The organism is Pedobacter mendelii (genome assembly GCF_014635725.1).
GTDB lineage: Bacteria > Bacteroidota > Bacteroidia > Sphingobacteriales > Sphingobacteriaceae > Pedobacter > Pedobacter mendelii.
The window spans coordinates 133,816-152,778 of sequence record NZ_BMDJ01000011.1 but is presented as its reverse complement, the minus strand read 5'-3'; the positions used below and the strand labels follow the sequence as shown (position 1 = coordinate 152,778).

Genomic DNA, 18,963 nt, shown 5'->3' with positions numbered 1-18,963 from the left:
GGCTTTAACAACCACTATTCCATAAACTAATAGAACGCTATAAAAAAAGAGCATGAAACAATATATATATCCTATACCTTTTATTGCATCGCTATTGTTTTTAGCGATGCACATAAATGCACAAACAGGAGCGGGTAGTACAACGGTCGATAACTCGACAGTAAACATTACTGCTGGCACAACCGAAACCCGTTTTTCGGAGGGCAGTTTTTTTGGGCCAAATGCCAATTGGACAATTGATGGTACGTTAGAAATTTATAGTAAAAATATTTGGATTGCCCCGGGTGCAACATTTTCAGGCAAAGGCAAAATTGTAATCTATAATCCAGGTAATAATCCTTTTTATACGAGCATGGCTTCGGGCGCAACCAATATTGATGGAAATAATGGTGCATTCATCAACTTATTAGTCGAACATCGTAACGATGACAATTTTGTTTTAGCCGATGTAACCGATCCTGGCTATGGTACCACAAATCCCGCAGGGATTTTATCTGCCTCATTAAACATTGACGGCACAATCGATATGGCCGTTGATCGGGCGGATATTATTCTTAACGGTCATAATTTAACCTTCGGAACTCCCGGAAAGCTGATAAATTATTCCAAGGATCGGATGGTAGTAACGGGAAATAGTATTATAGGCCATCTTGTTAAGGATTACAGCGGCTCGGGTAATTTTGTTTTCCCCGTTGGAATTGCCGAAAATGATTTTACCCCGGCAACACTTACGCCAGCTTCAGCTGGTAAGCTATATGTAAGTGTTCAGGATAATTTTGCATCAGGTAAGCCCATCCCTAACCAGGCATTAGGTATGGACAGAACCTGGCATATTTACGGCTCTTCGGTACTTAACACCAACCTGGTTTTGCAGCACAACAGCAATACGAACGGATTGCTGTTTAAAGATACCAACGCTGCAATCTCCAGGTATGTTACTGGTACAAAATGGGATATGCTTAAGGGTACAAATCCATCTGTTGGAGTGCATACCCGTAACGATGTTGTGATAGCTGCTGATGCGGTTGCCAATAGCGGATATTTTACCAAACTGGCTGTTTCTGGTACCACTTTATTTATTCCAAACCTATTTACACCAAACGGAGATGGTTCAAACGATAGTTTCGAAATCCGTGGATTAGCACTTTTTGCCGAAAATGAATTGGTAATCGTTAATCGTTGGGGCAACGAGGTTTATAAATCAAACAATTATAATAACGACTGGACCGGTACGGGACTTAACGAGGGTACTTATTATTATTTAATTAAGGTAAGGGAAAATTCTGCTTCTGAATTGCAGGTATTTAAGGGATGGATAACCTTGATTAGAACATTTAAGAAATAAGCAGTTTTCGGTTGAAATTTCGAAAATAAAAACAGGTAACTGCGAATTCAAAACCGGGAAATGGAAATTGGCAATTGAAAAAAAAGATAAATGAAAAAAATATTACACATATTAAGCGTGTTTTTGCTATACGCCAAGTTGGTAAATGGACAGCAGGATGCACAGTTTAGCCAGTATATGTTCAATGGCATCTACATTAATCCTGCCTACGCAGGTTACAAGGAGCAGCTTAACTTTCACGCTTTCTACCGTACGCAGTGGACGGGCATTCAGGGGGCACCTAAAACGATGTCTCTGGCTATTGATGCGATTGCGAATGATGGAAATGTTGGGCTTGCATTACAGGTATCGAGCGATCGGCTCGGCGCCCAGCGAAACGAGGCGGTTTATGGAAACTATGCCTACCGGCTACGGATGAATAGTGATGGCAGCGCGAGGCTTGCCTTTGGTATTGGGATTGGCGCGGTGCAACTAGGTATAGACGGGGCACTGTTGAACCCAAACGACCCAGAACCTTTCCAGCCTGTAGGGCTGCAAAGTACAATTGTTCCTGATGCGAGGGCTGGTGTTTATTTTGCTAATAACCGCTTTTATGCTGGTTTTTCGGCAGATAACCTGGTTGCTCAGTACATCGATATAGACCGATATGCGTTCATTCCACAGCCTAAGCCTCATTATTATTTAACAGCAGGCATACTTTTGCCGCTGAGCCAGGACTTTTTGGTAAAACCTTCATTCCTCCTCAAAGACGATAGGGGCGGCCCGACCAGTCTTGATCTGAATGCATTTCTTATTCTGGGCGAAAAGCTTTGGATTGGCGGATCTTACCGGACAGGGGTAAAGCTGTATAGCAAAAACTATCTTCAAAAAGACCTAAGTCAATTAAACTCCGCAGTTGCTGCAGTACAAATTTTACCAACGGAGAACATCCGGATTGGCTATGCCTACGATTTTTCGATTGGACCATTGCAAGGTTATAGTAGCGGAACTCATGAAATATCGATTAGCTATTTCTTCAACAAGAAGAACACAAGGATGTTAACACCTAGATACTTCTAGTAAATGCAGGCGAGGAGATGTATAATATAAATCAGAGGCTAAAAGTAAAGCACCCCTTAAATGGTAATTAACTGATACCTCAAAAACAAAAAAAATGAAGAAACTTTTACTTTGTCTAACAATAATGCTAGCCATCGGCATACATAATAAAACATGGGCACAGTACGTGCTTACCGAGGCCGATAAGCAGTATGAACTTTTTAATTATGTAAAGGCGATTGATCTTTATGAACAAGCCTACAAAAAGAAGGCAACACTTTATGCCGCTGAGCGGCTGGGTGAATGCTATAAAAAACAGAATAATTATATGCAAGCGGAGCGTTGGTATGCTACTGCTACAAGCCTGCCGGGCAGCGCCTCGATTAACTTATTGTATTACGCTCAAGCACTGCAAGGCAATTCAAAATACAATGAGGCCAAGTTGAAATATGAGGCGTATGCAGAAAGTAATAAAGACATTACTGCTACGCAAAAGCGTACATGGCTTCTATCCTGCGATTCGGCATTGAAATGGATGAAGGAACCAAGCAGTTATTCGGTTACCAACGTAAGGATATTGAACTCTTCACAATCAGATTGGGGGGCGATAAGGCAAGGTGACCAGGTTATCTTCATTTCGGACAGAGGCATCGTGAACCCAGGTAAGCAGTCGCCAGCCCGCCCCTTTTTAAAATTTGATGGTGCCCGGAAACCGGATCCAAACATTTATGGTTGGACAGGTAATCACTACCTGAGGCTCTACACACAATCCGGTACAGACAGTATAAAGCTTTTTCCTTTCGATGCAGGCACACAATACCATATTGGATCGGCAAGCTTCACAGGAGATGGGAATGAAGTTTATTTTACCCTAACGAAGATCCATAATACTGCAGAATATGAAAAAGTGAAGGGATTTAACGCCAGACTAGCTACTGTGAATGTGGAGCTCTATTCCAGTAAAAAAGATAAGGATGGAACTTGGGGAAAACCAGTTGCATTTAAGTACAACAATGTTAATCAGTATTCTATTGGTGACCCTTATATTACCAAAGATGGAAAATCGCTTTATTTCGCTTCTAACATGCCTGGCGGCAAGGGAGGTACCGATTTGTATCTAGTACATCAAACTAGTGCCGGAGACTGGGGCATGCCAATTAATTTAAAGGAAGTAAACAGTGAATACAATGAAAGAAGCCCGTCCGTTGACGCTGAAAACAATCTATACTTTAGCAGCGATGGCCGGATAGGTATGGGTGGACTTGACATTTTTAAGGCCACACTTGTTTCTGGAAAAATTGGCGAGCCCCGCAATATGGGCTATCCCATAAACACGCCACAGGATGATTTTGCATTCAACTTTAGTGGTAAGGATACAGGCTATCTTTCTTCCAGCAGAACAGATGGATTGGGAGAGGATGATATCTATAGTTTTATGGAGCAAAAGCAACTGGCCTTTAGGCTAATTGGGGAGGTATATGATAAAAAGACCAATCTGCCATTAAGTAATGCACTTATATCTTTGAACCAATTGAATGGCGGTATATTAAAAGTGCAGACAGGTGATGACGGCCGCTTCAAATTTAATTTAGAGAAGGCATCTGATTATAAATTGACTGGAGAAAAGACAGATTTCCGTTCGGAAGCAGCAAGCCTAACGACCAGAAACATGAACAGCTCTAAAGTACTCGAACAAGATCTTTTTCTGGAACGGATTGAACTGAACAAAGCCATCAGATTGGAAAACATCAACTATGACTTTGATAAGGATAACATAAGACCAGACGCAGCGATAGAACTAGATAAACTGGTAAAAATTATGAATGATAATCCGACGATTTGGATAGAACTTGGTTCGCATACCGATAGTCGTGGGAGTGATGTGTATAATCAGCAGCTATCGCAACGCAGGGCAAAATCGGCCGTTCAGTATATCATTGATAAAGGTATCAACAAAAACCGGATTGAGGCAAAAGGCTATGGGGAGCGTCGCCTGCTGAATGAGTGTACAAACGGAGTAAAGTGTACCGAAGCGGAGCATCAGTTGAACAGAAGGACGGAGTTTACCATAGTGAAATATTAAAATAGAATCGGCATTTAAGCATCCATTCTATTTGCAAAAACAGAATGGATGCACCGAAAAGGAGGAAATTTTGTCTTCTCATTTTTTGAATGGTGGCTTTACGCTGGCAATCAAGTCCATCTAATAGCTGTAAATTAGCGTGTAGTTATTTGTTTATTGATGATGCATAATTGGAAATTAGTAAATCTTATATACTGTTATTCAAAACAGTAACCTTCTTAATCACGTTTCTCAAACCATATTGACATGTCTAATCAAATTTTAATTATTGAAAACAATTTAGATCAAAGTAAAAAATACCGGCTATTATTGCAGGCTAAAGGTTACTGCGTAACAGAAGTTGACACCATAAAAAGTGCAAAAGCAATTCTTAAGAGCAGTCAGGTTGCAGTTATTATTTTAGCCATCGATTTACCTGATGGATGTGGCATTGAATTTATAAAAGAAATAAAGCAGCAACATATTGATACTCAAATTGTGTTGTTTACCAATAACAACTCTATAAATAATGCGGTATGTTCAATTAGGTACGGTGCCTTGGAATACATAATTAAAGGTGAAGATTTCTCTGAACTAATTGTGTCAATCGAGCGGGCAATGAAAATTGTGTTAGAAAAATTTAACGATAGTTTACGTTTTACGGAGATTGGCGGCTTACGTAACTTTCACTCCATTATCGGCGAATCTCAAACCATACAAAAAGTTAAGTTTTTAGGTGAAAAAGTTGCTATTACTAATGCTACGGTATTATTACTAGGCGAAACAGGTGTAGGGAAAGATATTTTGGCCGAAGCCATACACTCTGGTAGCAGCCGATCAAAACATGCTTTTGTCGCGATAAATTGTAGCGCAATTGGTCAGGAAATGCTCGAATGTGAGCTTTTTGGTTATAAAGCAGGTGCTTTTACAGGTGCATTGAAAGATAAAAAGGGGCTTTTCGAAGAGGCAGATATGGGAACGATATTTTTAGATGAAATTGGAGACATGGATCTACTTTTGCAATCGAAGATATTGAGGGTTTTAGAGAACAAGAGTTTTATCAAAATGGGCGATACTAAAACAGCTAAAACCGACTGTAGGATTATAGCCGCCACGCATGTTGATTTACTTGATGCTGTAAAAAAGGGTAAGTTTAGAGAAGACCTTTATTACAGAATTTCATCATTCATTATTAACATTCCGCCTTTAAGAGAACGGTTGAGCGATATACCAAAATTATCCGTCTTTTTCGTTCGCAAAATAGCACAGCGTCTACACATGCCAATCCCGATAATTACAGACCCATTTATGAATAGTTTAATAAATCATAATTGGCCAGGAAATATTAGAGAACTAACCAATGTTTTAGAAAAAGCCATGATTTTATCTACAGGTTCACTAACTTTAGATTTGCTTGATTTTAACGAAAAAGAAAATATCTCCAGTTCTCTTCAGGTTATGGAGCATAGGTTCATTAATAATATCCTTATTGATTGCATGGGTAATAAAAGAAAGGCGGCACGCAAACTAGGTATTTCAATTGCAACACTTTATAAAAAAATAGGATAGTTATCATAATAGTTTTGAAGCAATATTCTTTTTAATACCTCAGAGCCTATTTAAAATTTAGCTAAATAATTTGTTTAGCCTTCTTTTTGGCTTCAACATCGTTAAATATTTCTAAATAGGCTAGCTATCTCTACAGCATTTGCCTTGTTTCGCTCAAAAAATAAGCGATAAACATTTCGTCATATAAATTTAAAGAGGCTCTTAATTAATTTGGATTTGATTAACTGTAATAAAAGTGATCTATAATTAGATTGCTTGCTCCTTCTTCTCAAAAGCAGTTAATAGAATATCTAAATGTATCAAGATTCAGGTTTGCAGAGATGCAAAAGAAAGTTTCCCCTAAGTTAAGAATTAAACTTAATCGCTTTAATTCGTATATATTTGATAATCCCATTATCAAATATAAACATATTATTCAATCGAAAGTATTTGTTTCATTTTATTTAAGTATCTGAATTTAAGCATAATATGTGTTGCTTTTTGTTGATGGCATGATTTTGATATCAAATTTTTTAAGCCGTCATCAACTATCAAAAAAGTACAATATGCTCAATTCGATTCTAATTTTAGAAGATGAGAAAAATCAACGAAATCTATATGCAAGAGTTTTACGAACCGAAGGTTATACGGTATTTGAAGCAGGTTCGATAGATCAAGCCAGAAAATTTTTAAAAAAAAACATTCAAGTTGCGATAATAGATGCCGGATTACCTGATGGTGATGGTATTGATTTTATAGTTGAAATAAAAAAGACTAGTCCGCACATGGAAATCATTGTCTTTACTGGGCGGGCCTCCATAAACGATGGTATAAAAGCGATTAAAAACGGTGCATTTGATTACTTGATTAAGGGCGATGTTCCACAAAAATTGTTTTTTTTAGTCGCCCAGGCGATGAGCAAGGCCGTTAAACAAATACAAGAATCAAAAAAAAATATTAATACTACAGGTTTTGATGCGATTATTGGTGAATCTGCCGCCATTAAAAAAATTAAAGCAATTGGAATTAAAGTTGCTGCAACTTATGCAAATGTTTTGTTATTGGGTGATACAGGTGTTGGTAAGGATATTTTGGCAGAAGCTATCCATAAAGCCAGCGAATGCGTAAATGAGCCATTTGTAGCTATAAATTGTAGTGCATTAGGTGCTGAAGTATTAGAAAGCGAGCTTTTTGGATATAAAGCGGGTGCTTTTACTGGTGCTGTAAAAGATAAAAAAGGCTTATTTGAAGAAGCTAACAAAGGAACTATATTTCTTGATGAAATAGGCGACATGAGTCTTTTATTGCAATCCAAAATACTAAGGGTACTCGAAAATGGAAGTTTTATTAAAGTTGGTGATACTAAAACCTCTTATACAAATTGCAGAATTATAGCGGCTACGCATGTAAACTTATTAGAAGCTGTAAAAAATGGACGTTTTCGCGAAGATTTGTATTACAGAATAGCAGCTTTTATTATTTATACACCTAGTTTAAGCGAACGGGCTACTGATATTCCCTTACTTGCAAAACACTACATTGCTAAACTGGCTGCGAAAATGGAAATGCCTGTTCCTAAAATTACAACCGCATTTTTAAATGCCTTAAGTGCCTATTCCTGGCCTGGAAATGTAAGGGAGTTAATTAATGTAATTGAGCGTTCACTAATTTTATCTTCAGGAATACTTACGATAGATTTACTGGAATTAAATGAAGAAAACAAATCAAGAAACTCATCACTTTTGGAAGATTTTGAACTTAACCACATTAAATACATTGTAGAAGAATGTAATGGTAACAAAGTAAAAGCGGCCCGCTTACTTGGCATTTCCGTTGCCACGCTATATCGTAAACTAGGCTTAAAATATTAGTTTTTTGATTGCTTGAGTTTATCTGAATAGCATTCCCATGTTCATTTTTTACCTGCTTTCTAAAAAGAGTGTTCCATTAATATTATGCTCATATAGATCTGACCGATGTGCATGGCGAAACGAACTTAACTTATTCACCTCGAAGTTATTTCACGAGTTAATTTATTATTGGCGCTTGTTACGTTGAGCTTGTTTAACCACTTATAATGCAGGTTTAAAGTTCCTTCGACAGTCTACCATTCAGCTGATTTAATAGTGCAACAGTTAAATAGCAAAATATTAATAAATTTTTTATTAATCGTTCAATTTTGAGAGAGGTGCTTCAAAACCAAACGATTTTCGGGGGTGTGTCTTTCTATCTTTTTGTTACTTTTTTTTATTTAATATATTGTTTTTGAGTTACTTATGGTTTATTATTTTATTGTTGGCATGGTTATCAACTATGCATGATTTATAAATTAATAAAATAAGTTCTTATGAAGAGACATTTCTACAAAAACGAAAAATTTGTTTCCTTATTATTCGTGTTGCTGTGTTTGCTGGCATTTAATCCAGACAAACTTATGGCGCAGACATTGAAAACTGACGGTGCAATACCAGCACTTGATGCCTGTGGCGCAAATGGTACTTTTACCGTAAACATAGCAAAAGGCGCAGCAGCCTGTAATGGGGGTGTGTTACAAATTGCATTGCCAACAACTGGCTTTGAATATGTTGCAGGCTCAGCGAAAATAGGGGCAACCGCATTGGCCGAAACCAATGTAACCGCAACAGGGGCACTTTTAACCTTACCTGCTATTTCGGCTGGGCCATCTACAGATTTGGTTACGATAACCTACCAGGTAAGGGCAAATTGTGAGGCCATACCATTGGCAACTACACAGCCTACAGTAACCTACACCTTAAATGGTTGCTCTGCCTCATCGCAAACAGGGCAGAGTGAAATTATAAACGTAAATTTTGCGGTTTTAAAAATAGAAGTTAACCCAAATGCCTCTCAAGGTGTAATTGGCTCTATCATTACTCGTACCATTAAAATAACTAATAATGGTAACGGCTCAATTAACAGCTTTACTGTAGAGCGCACTCTGGGTGCTAGTTTAGCGGTAACAGGTGTTACACAACCTGCCGGTTGGACAGTAGATGCCACCAACCCTAATAAATATATTTATACCGGTGCAACACTTGCTCCAGGCGCTTCGGTTAATTTAACAGAAACCGTAAAAATTAATGCCTGTGCAGAACTGCAAACTACTTTTGATACTTATTATGGTTGTGTAGGCAAATGTACTTTAGGTAATGCCAATGGTACAGTAACGGCGGGTATCAGTATTGATCAATCTATACAGCCCAAATTAGATGTAACTGTAATTACTACGCCTACAATTAACTGTTTTAACCAGGAGTATGAATTTGTTTGGAAAATTACCAATAACGGTACAGGTTATTCATCTGCAACAAAGTTATTTTTAACAGTTGATGGTGCTACTGATCATCACAGTAGCTATTTTAACGAGAATAGTATTACTGTAGATGGGGTATCTGTGGGAGTCAATGCTGCAGATGTATTATATATTGCCAATACTTCTACATGGTTTGGTACCCAAGGAAAAATATGGCAACTTTCGTTCAATGTGCCAGACCTTGCGCCGGGCGAATCTAAAGAAATTCGATTTAAACAATATTATGCGGCACCAGTAGCTAATTGTGCAGAGGATTTAACTGCCTTCTTCCGATCTTACACTGCGTTTAGAGGTTCGTACAAAAATAGGGATGCTTGTATTACATCTGGTGTTAATCCAGATATTTTAGTTCCATTTAACCAAACTAATGTTGATGCTCATTATGCATTTGGAGGATTAAATGTTGGGGAGGTTGACGTTTTAAATAATTATAATGCAGATTTTAAATTCTTTAATTGGGATTTTCCGCCAGAAGAGCTTCAGGCTGGTGCATATTTAGACATTATACTACAGTTATCTGGTTCTTTGCAAGCTGGTTTCGACATGTCGCAAATCAAATTGGTAGAACCTAATGCTAATCTTTCTTTAACACCTACGATCACTGATCTAGGTGGCGGTAAGTATAGACTTAGAATTACTTATGGATCTGCAGATTGGCCGCTGAATACTAGACCACAAAGAGGTGGTTTCCGCTTGCAATTTCCAGTAACCATGAGCTGTGCAGTTAGTCCAGCGGCAAGTTATTCGGTAACAGGCCAATTAAACAAAGGAGGTGGCTGTGTAGATCTGGTACAGTTTCAATGCCAAACTGTTAACTTAAACTCGCACTGTCCTGGTGTGTGTGTAAACGGAGGTTTAGATAATGGCAATGCTACTTTAAAAAGAATGTCTTACGGTAAGGTAGCTACAAACCCTGATAATGGAACTCCAGATTTGTCTGCGCCGGCTGTAGATCCTAATAACCCTCCAGCTAATTTTGCTACGCGTTATTTTATTGGTACAGATACGGTACAAATATCACAAACGGGTAAAGTTGTTAATGGTGCTGCAACACCGGCAGGTGGTTGGGTTGCAGGTGCTTTCTCTGTGGCCTCGCCAGCAGAACTGGCATCAATTGCGGTGCCTAACACAGGTAAGGTAACCATTACCAGGGGTGCAAATGTATATACGGTAACTGGCTTAGCCATTAATACCAGTATTGCAAATAATTTCAGTATTGATTTAAGCATAATTAACCTATTAACAGGCACTAATAACTTACCTGTAGGTTTTGCCTATCAGGATAATGACGTGATTGTTTCTTCATTGCAAATTCAACCAAGAGAACTCATCAACTCGGCAACGGGTATTAAAGAATTCCCTACAATATACACCCTAAATGCTGGTGGCACTGGTTATGCATGTGGCAGTAACTTTAGGGCTACAGGTTATTATGGGCCAACTTGGTTACAGTTTTTTGCTGGTGCTGCTACAAACATTACCTCTTGTAATCCAGCAATTACAAATACACAAACCCAACCAAGCTTTTTATACTTATTCAGAGAAGTTGAATTTGGTATGAACAATATGTTCCCTAATGAATTTAGGCAGGTGGCTATTCCTAAAAAAGCGATATTTACTGTGCCTGCTGGCTTACAGCTGGTAGGGGCTAGGGTAGATATTAATAATAATTCTATAACAGGCAATTTGACTAAAACCATTACTTTGCCAGCCCCGGTATCTAATGGTAACTATACCTTAGATGTAGAGCAGGTTATTAAAGATTTAAAGGGTGGCGCTTATTTAGATGAAGGCTGGGAAGTAAGGGTTTGGCCAATGGTACAGCCAACTTGTAAATCAACAGGCAGCAACGAAACCATTTTAATTGAAGGTACCATGGCAGGCACGTTCTGGCATAGGTTCCCTAATTATCAAGAAGTTCAATTTAGAAACTCGCCAGAAGTATCTTTAGGGCAGCTAGGGATGACCTACAACACTGATAATAACCAATTAAGTGCTACAGTAACCCAAGCCAATGTGCAGGCAACAAGTAACCAAGTTAAATGGGTAGTACAGGTAAATAATTCTTCAGCATACCGTACTTTCGGTAATGTATGGATGGGTCAGTCTACAGCAACAGCCGGTGCGACTATTGCTTCAGTACAACAGGTTACCGATTTAAATGGTACCACAACAGTGGGTGTCGCAAGTACTGCTGTAAACGGTGTTTTCCAACTGGGCGATTTTACTACTAGCCCTGCAGGTAGTAAATACTATCTAGTTACTGCAAATTACAACAATTGTGATGCAGGTAATATCAGTTTAGTATATGGTGCAGATTGTAACGGCTATCCTAGTTCTGTAACTTCGGCTACATGTAGTACAGCGATAACTACCTTAAATTATACTCCTGTATTTGCCAATTTGCAAACCAGTATAGTTAGCCAAAATGCAGGTACTGCTAGGCCAAAACTATGTGAGCATATTCCTTACGAAATACAAGTTAACAATGCAGGTTTGGGCGATGCAACAACCTTAAAGGTAACGGTCCCATTACCATTAGCAGGTGGGTTAAGTTATGTGCCAGGTACTTTTCAGTTAACCAATGCTTTTACAGCTACTCCGGGTGCATATATTGCGGTTGCAGATCCAAATGTAGGTGTTACAACAAGTGCAATTGTATTTACAATTCCTGTAGCTAATATCCCAGCACTTAAAAATGGAGAGAAATTTCTGTTGAAATTTGATTTAACTACCTCAGGTTGTACGTTTAAAAGTGGACAGCTAATTAGTTTTAAAGCTACAGGTAAAAATGGATGTGGTTCTGATATTGTAAATACCAATACCGCTTCATCAAACCGTGTAACTATTAATGGTGCACCAACAAACCTACCAGAGTTAAGCATTACGCTTTCTTCTGCAGCGGTAGATCTAACAGCAGCAGGCACTGATTTAACTGCGAACTATAACTTCACTTTAAAGAACGTAGGTGATGGGGTGAATAATTATCCAGCTACTACTGCCTATAAATTTAATGTTAAACTACCTTCGGGTTGGGCATTTGTGGGCAATCCACAAGACCTTGTACCTGTAGCACAAGCTACTTATATAGGTTTAGATCCTGTAAAGGGATATGAATTCCAACTTGCCCAGGATTTAGTGGTTGGTGCTGAGATTAAAATTGTTAATGCCAAAATTGTGTATGCAAATGCAACAACATTAGCTTGTAACACTGATTTTGGTCCGATATATGAATCAGCTTATACTACCTTCTCACCAGAGAGTATATGTACAGGCACTCCATGTCAACTAGACCAGTTAAGTGTTGAGAACCAAAGCACTATTTTGATTGTACCTAAGCCAACTGCGCCTACAGGTACAGCAAATCAAACTTTCTGTAATGGCACTGCACCAACGCTAGCTTCAATTGTTGTAGCTAATGCAGGAGTCATTACCTGGTATGATAGCGCTACAAGCACCACACCAATTGCAAATACTGCTGCTTTGGTAGATGGTACAATATACTACGCAGCAAACAAACTTGTTGAAGGTGCTATTTGTGAAAGCGATCGTTTGGCAATAACTGTTAAAGTAGATGCCCTACCTATCGTAACAGCAGGAGCAGACCAAACTATTTATACAGGCGGCCAGTTCACTATAGCGGGTACCAATCCTGTAGCACCACAAACTGGTGTTTGGACAGAGGTAATCCCATCAGGAGGCACTGCACAAGCGACAATTGCAAATCCGACAAATTACAATACCACAGTAAATGTAGTTGCCGGACAAACAGTAACACTAAGATGGACATTAACGAATGGTAGCTGTACGGCTTCTGATGATGTTGTTTTAGCTTACATATTAGAAAACGACTTAAGTGTTGAAAAAACTGCTGATAAAACGATTGTAACAGCAGGTGAAGATTTGACATATACGATTACCATTAAAAACGCAGGTCCTGGTGCCTTGGTAAAAGGAGCAGCAATTGGTTTAGCAGAAACTTTACCATCTGCTTTTACGAATTTGATATATACAGCAACCGGTGGGATATATGATGCAGTTGCTAATACTTTTACCTTGGCTACAGATATTACCGCTGGTCAGGTTGTTACTTTATCAATTAAAGGCACCGTTGCTACCAGTTTTGCCGGAACAAGTCTGTTAAACAAAGTTACTATTCAGGCTCCAGCAGGTGTTACAGACTCAAACCCGAATAATAACAACGCAGAAGTAACTACTCAGGTAACCAGGGCAGCTGATTTATCGGTCACAAAGGTTGCAGATAAGGCTTCTGTAATTGCCGGTGATGCCTTAAAATATACCATTACCATTACCAATAATGGTTCAAGTACCTTATTGCCTGGCGAGGCTATAAAAATAACAGAAACACTACCTGCAGGTTTTAATAACTTAACCTATTCTTCAACAGGTGGTACCTATAATGCAGTTGCTAATACTTTTGTTTTAGCTTCTGCCATGGCTACCGGGCAGCAAATAAGTTTTACCATTGCAGGTACAATAGATGCAAATTACAATGCGAACAGTCTAACCAATGTTGTAACGGTTGCGGCTCCAACGGGGGTAACAGATCCCGTACCTGATAATAATACAGCTACAATAATCACCCCTGTAAATAGAGTGGCAGATTTAGGCATCGTTAAAACGGCTAATAAAATTACGGTTGTAGCTGGCGAAGCTTTAGCCTACACACTTACAATTACTAATAATGGACCGAGTTCACTATTTGCAAATGAAGTGATTCAAGTTACCGAGACTTTACCTGTCGCTTTAAATAATGTCGTTTTTACCTCAACAAACGGTACCTACAATAATGGCTCATTTAAACTTGATGCCGATTTACCAAAGGGCGCCAGCGCGATAATTAGGGTAAGCGGTATCGTTGCACCAGCCACTTTAGATGGAACCACAATAATTAATACAGTTTCGGTAACTGTACCAAACGGCGTAACTGATCCGGTTCCCGATAATAATTCTGATAATGAGCTGACACCTGTTACGCGTGTTGCTGATTTAAGTATTGTTAAAACGGCATCCAGCATGGCTCCGGTAATGGGAACCAATTTTACCTTTACCATTAAAGCTAAAAATAATGGCCCTAGTGATGCAAATCTTGTTTCTGTTAGCGATATACTACCAACAGGTTACAGTTTTGTAAGTTCGAATACTAGTGCCGGCACTTTTTCTAATGCTTCTGGTACCTGGTTAATCGGAACCCTGGCCAGTGGGGATGAGGTAATGCTAAGCATAACGGTTAAAGTTTTACCTGCTGGCAACTATACAAATACAGCGGTAATTACAGGTAAAGAAACCGATCCGGATATGGGCAATAATACGAGTACAGTTATACCTGTTCCGGTACCATCGCCGCCAGTTGCCGTAAATGATGCGGCAACCACAAAAGCAAATACTGCGGTATTGATACCGGTATTGGCTAATGATTACCCAGGAGTAACAAATAGTCCTCTTGTTCCAAACACAGTTCAGGTGCTTACCAATCCGTTACATGGTACGGTAAAAATAAATCCAGATGGAACAGTTACCTATACACCAAATCGCGGCTACATTGGTGAAGACAGTTTTACTTACCGTGTACAGGATGCAGCAGGTTATTGGAGCAATGTAGCCACGGTAACCATTACAATTGTACCGAATGAATTAAAAATACCAAATGTTTTTACACCTAACGGAGATGGTAAAAACGACACTTTCGAAATTGTAGGTATAGAAGCCTATGATAATGCAGCCATAACCATATACAACCGTTGGGGTAACGAGGTTTACAAAAATCCGAATTATAAGAACAACTGGGATGGGTATGGCCTAAATGAAGGCACTTATTACTACCTGATTAGACTTAAAACGGGTATAAAAGAAGAATTGTATAAAGGTTGGGTATTGTTAAAACATTAAGATAAATAACTATTGGGCTTAACAAGTTTAAGCCCAATATATTAAAAATCAGATTATGAAGAAGAACAGCATAAAAAGAATCATTATAATTATTGGCATAATTTTAAGCAGTAGAGCTTTGTCGTTTGGACAACAAAGCATCCAGTTTTCGCAGTACATTTTTAATTCGCTGAGCGTAAACCCTGCTTATGCAGGCTATAAAGAAGAACTATTTGCACAAATGGCATTGCGTGCGCAATGGACGGGCATAGATGGGGCACCGAAAACAGGGCAAGTTTCTATAGATGGCTTAACTAACCATGATACTAAAACAATGGGTTTGGGTTTACAAATTACTGCAGATAAACTGGGGCCACAATCGGCAAATTCTATTTATTTTAATTATGCCTACCGGATCCGGTTGGATGCAGCAGATGCACAACGTTTATGTTTTGGTATAGCGGCTGGTTTAACCGCATACGGCTTAGATGGCGCAGTACTCGACCCAATTAGTTCAGGCGATCAGTCTTTGCCATCAGGTATGATTACCAGTTACATTCCTGATGCACGTTTTGGTATTTACTACTATAATCCAAAGTGGTATTTAGGTGCTTCGGTAATGGATTTAATTTCAGGAGATGCATCCAACAGTATTTTCCGCTGGGATGCAGGAACGGTTCAGAATCTTAAACGAAAACGCAGTTTATATGTAATTGCAGGTACGTTGTTTAATTTTTCTGAGCAGGTTAAATTACGTCCAAGTTTACTTTGGAAAGAAGATTTCAAAGGCCCAAGCAGTCTGGATTTAAACGCCATGTTTATTTTTAATAATCGATTCTGGTTGGGTGGCGGTTACCGCACAGGCGTAAACCTATGGGATAAAGAATATAGAAAAGGACAAACCCTAAGTAATTCAAACTCGGTTTCGGGCATTATACAGTTTTACGCAAATGATCGTCTTCGGATAGGGTACTCTTACGATTATATTATAAGTGGGTTAAGCAGTGTTCAAAACGGTACACATGAAATAACACTTGGTTTAACCTTTCCATCCAAAACAAATCGAATTCTTAGTCCACGCTTTTTTTAAAAGTGATGATAATTAATATGCTCAAAGTTTAAAAAACGATTACGATCATGAATAGAAAATATACAATATTAATGCTTGTTTTAGCTTTTTTCGGAAGTTATACAGCCAGTTACGGGCAAGAGCAACTCAGTTTAATGGAAAAGGCAAACTTGCTATATGTTTCTTATCAATATGCGAATGCGGTACCCATTTACCTTAAACTAACCGATGTTAAAAACCCTAAATTACAAGATGTAGAGCGGTTGGCCGACAGCTATTTAAAGATGAATGATTATGCGTCTGCAGAGAACTGGTATGCCAGAGTGATTCAATACCCGGAAAGCAAGGCTGAAAATTTATTAATTTATGGGCGCTTGTTAAAATCAAATTCGAAATACATCGAAGCTAAAAAAGTGCTCCAGCAATACGCTGAAAAAACCGGCGATTTAAACCACGTTTCGAATGAAATACAAGGTTGTGATTCTGCACAACTATGGCTGGCCAAACCAACAAACCATAAAATTAGCAATGAAGAATTAATCAATACGCCTTTATCAGAATTTGGGGTTACATTGGTTAAAGGGCAGGTTTTTTATACCGGAGAGCCTAGCGCAGACCTATTAAAAAAAGTTTACAGCCGTACGGGTAATCCATACCTACGCCTTTTTAATGCAGAAAAAAAATCAGATAACGTTTTAAATAATGCCTTTATAAATAAAGAAACCTATAATGATGGTGTTTATCACATTGGTCCGGTCGCTAGCAATAAGTTGGGCAATACGTTGTTTGTTACCCGAACTTATGTGGGAAAGGATGGCGAGATTAGCAGAGAAAATAAACTCAAATTTCGCAATAAAAATCTGGAACTTTACATCTATACTTTAAAAGATGGGGTTTGGGATGCAATGGCTTTTCCTTATAACAACATCGAAAAATATTCTGTCGGTCATGCGGCCTTAAGTACCGATGAGCAAACGCTTTATTTTGTTTCTGATAGGCCCGGCGGTCAGGGTGGTACCGATATTTGGTACAGTGAACTAAATCAGGAAGGCAAGTGGGGGATTCCTCAAAACGCAGGTGCTACTATTAATTCGGTTGGAGATGAAATGTTCCCAACAATCGCCCTTGATGGTACCCTTTATTTTTCGAGTAATGGCCTGCCAGGTATGGGTAGTTTAGATATTTTTAGTTCAAAAGGCAGCAAAAGCCAATGGGCTAAACCGTTAAATTTAAGGTATCCGATAAATGCTGCCGGCGATGATTTTTTATTCAACCCTACTGAATTAACTGATGATGCAGTTTCAGGTTACTTTTCATCTAACCGGAAAGGTGGAAAAGGTGGAGATGATATTTATAGTTTCAACAGCATTAAGCCGAAAATAATATTGGCACTTAGCGGAATTGTAATTAACAAAAAAACACTGGAAAATATTCCTGAAGCTAATGTAACCCTATACAAAGGCGATAAGCTTGTGGTTGCTAAACAAAGTACCACGGATAAAGGCACTTTCTTTTTTGAATTAGACAAAGAAACCGATTATCAGGTTGTAGGCCAAAAAGAGAAGTTTTTTAGCGATTCTGCATTTGTATCAACCAAAGGCATTAAAAAATCAGATACGTTAAAAGTAATCCTTAGGTTAGAGCCGTTGTTTGAAGTCGGAAAAATTATTGTATTGGAAAACATCCACTATGATTTTGATAAGGATAACATCAGGCCAGACGCAGCTAAAATTTTAGATGGCCTTGTACAAATTATGCGTGATAATCCTACTCTGGAAATAGAACTTGGTTCTCATACAGATAGCCGTGGTGTAGATGCCTATAACCTCGATTTATCTCAACGAAGGGCGAAATCAGCCGTTAATTATTTAGTGAGCAGAGGTATATTAAGAAGCAGAATGACTTATCGTGGCTATGGCGAAACCAAATTGCTTAACCGATGCAGTAACGGTATAAAATGTACTGAAGAACAACATCAGGCTAACAGACGTACTGAATTTATGATTTTGAAATATTAAAAAAAAGCTGATAAATTATTAATTCCGATAGATATGTTGTAGGGAAAGCCGTTAGAGTGGAAAGGGATGCCATCTAGCCTGCTAAGGGCGTGTTTGATAGGGACATGCCCATCCCTATTTCTTTAAGAGGATTAATTAATTTTGAATGAATTTTTATGTTACTTTCAGTCTATAATATTGATAAATATTTAGCAGTTATGATAATTTGAATAGGATATTTGTGTAGCCAATGTTCTGGATATAGTAATGTGGAAAAAAGGTTTGTATCGGCAACCTTCAAAAATTAATTTCGAAAGCTGTTATGGCATTTATAGTTTGGTTTTGCTTCGTTCTTTAATTCGCTTTTATGTTACCCAAAACTAAACTGCGATATCTGATACCAATTGGAATTTTCCCATACTCAACCTCAATTTCATTGCCTTTGATTTTTTTTATACTTTATTTGTTTCCTCAAGTTTTCTATAGTGAGTTAATCAAAAAATGTTGTTGAGCCTAGTAAAAGAATATGGAAAAATAAGATGGAATGAGTCAGAAAATCGAACTGTAAGATGTAAAAAAGCTCTTTAAGGAAACTTAAAGGGCTTTTTTTATTTGTGGGCCCAGCTGGGTTCGAACCAGCGACCAAAAGATTATGCTAATAAAGTTAATTACTATAGAGAA

Annotated in this window: 8 protein-coding genes; all 8 read left to right on the top strand. The window is 38.4% G+C overall.

Going from position 1 to position 18,963, the window contains the following annotated elements:
• Positions 1 to 52 precede the first annotated feature (52 nt).
• The 8 genes from IEV50_RS17140 to IEV50_RS17105 all read left to right on the top strand — a co-directional run bounded on the left by IEV50_RS17140 (position 53) and on the right by IEV50_RS17105 (position 18,303).
• Positions 53 to 1,345 carry a T9SS type B sorting domain-containing protein gene (locus IEV50_RS17140; RefSeq protein WP_188416693.1) on the top strand — a complete coding sequence of 431 codons (1,293 nt, stop codon included), beginning with the start codon at positions 53 to 55 and terminating at the stop codon, positions 1,343 to 1,345.
• A 90-nt stretch (positions 1,346 to 1,435) separates the two neighbouring features.
• Complete coding sequence (locus tag IEV50_RS17135; RefSeq protein ID WP_188416691.1) at positions 1,436 to 2,404, top strand: PorP/SprF family type IX secretion system membrane protein; 969 nt, start codon at positions 1,436 to 1,438, stop codon at positions 2,402 to 2,404.
• A 94-nt stretch (positions 2,405 to 2,498) separates the two neighbouring features.
• Positions 2,499 to 4,466, top strand: a complete 1,968-nt coding sequence (locus IEV50_RS17130; RefSeq protein ID WP_188416689.1) for an OmpA family protein — start codon at positions 2,499 to 2,501, stop codon at positions 4,464 to 4,466.
• 246 nt (positions 4,467 to 4,712) lie between these two features.
• The gene (locus IEV50_RS17125) at positions 4,713 to 6,014 is read left to right on the top strand and encodes a sigma-54-dependent transcriptional regulator (protein ID WP_188416687.1); all 1,302 of its coding nucleotides are present in this window, start codon (positions 4,713 to 4,715) and stop codon (positions 6,012 to 6,014) included.
• A 545-nt stretch (positions 6,015 to 6,559) separates the two neighbouring features.
• Positions 6,560 to 7,864: a sigma-54-dependent transcriptional regulator gene (locus IEV50_RS17120; protein ID WP_188416685.1), complete on the top strand. Its 1,305-nt coding sequence runs from the start codon at positions 6,560 to 6,562 to the stop codon at positions 7,862 to 7,864.
• Positions 7,865 to 8,340: 476 nt separating this feature from the next.
• Entirely contained in the window at positions 8,341 to 15,237 is a 6,897-nt protein-coding gene (locus IEV50_RS17115; protein WP_188416683.1) for a T9SS type B sorting domain-containing protein, read from the top strand.
• A gap of 55 nt (positions 15,238 to 15,292) precedes the next feature.
• On the top strand, positions 15,293 to 16,306 hold the full coding sequence (locus IEV50_RS17110; RefSeq protein ID WP_188416682.1) for a PorP/SprF family type IX secretion system membrane protein: 1,014 nt from the start codon (positions 15,293 to 15,295) through the stop codon (positions 16,304 to 16,306).
• Between the two features lie 47 nt (positions 16,307 to 16,353).
• On the top strand, positions 16,354 to 18,303 hold the full coding sequence (locus IEV50_RS17105; protein WP_188416680.1) for an OmpA family protein: 1,950 nt from the start codon (positions 16,354 to 16,356) through the stop codon (positions 18,301 to 18,303).
• Positions 18,304 to 18,963 lie beyond the last annotated feature (660 nt).

What these genes read in the sequence shown, in the direction of transcription:
- IEV50_RS17120 (WP_188416685.1), top strand. Translation starts at nt 6,560, where the DNA reads ATGCTCAATTCGATTCTAATTTTAGAAGATGAGAAAAATCAACGAAAT.
- IEV50_RS17105 (WP_188416680.1), top strand. Translation starts at nt 16,354, where the DNA reads ATGAATAGAAAATATACAATATTAATGCTTGTTTTAGCTTTTTTCGGA.
- IEV50_RS17140 (WP_188416693.1), top strand. Translation starts at nt 53, where the DNA reads ATGAAACAATATATATATCCTATACCTTTTATTGCATCGCTATTGTTT.
- IEV50_RS17110 (WP_188416682.1), top strand. Translation starts at nt 15,293, where the DNA reads ATGAAGAAGAACAGCATAAAAAGAATCATTATAATTATTGGCATAATT.
- IEV50_RS17115 (WP_188416683.1), top strand. Translation starts at nt 8,341, where the DNA reads ATGAAGAGACATTTCTACAAAAACGAAAAATTTGTTTCCTTATTATTC.
- IEV50_RS17135 (WP_188416691.1), top strand. Translation starts at nt 1,436, where the DNA reads ATGAAAAAAATATTACACATATTAAGCGTGTTTTTGCTATACGCCAAG.
- IEV50_RS17130 (WP_188416689.1), top strand. Translation starts at nt 2,499, where the DNA reads ATGAAGAAACTTTTACTTTGTCTAACAATAATGCTAGCCATCGGCATA.
- IEV50_RS17125 (WP_188416687.1), top strand. Translation starts at nt 4,713, where the DNA reads ATGTCTAATCAAATTTTAATTATTGAAAACAATTTAGATCAAAGTAAA.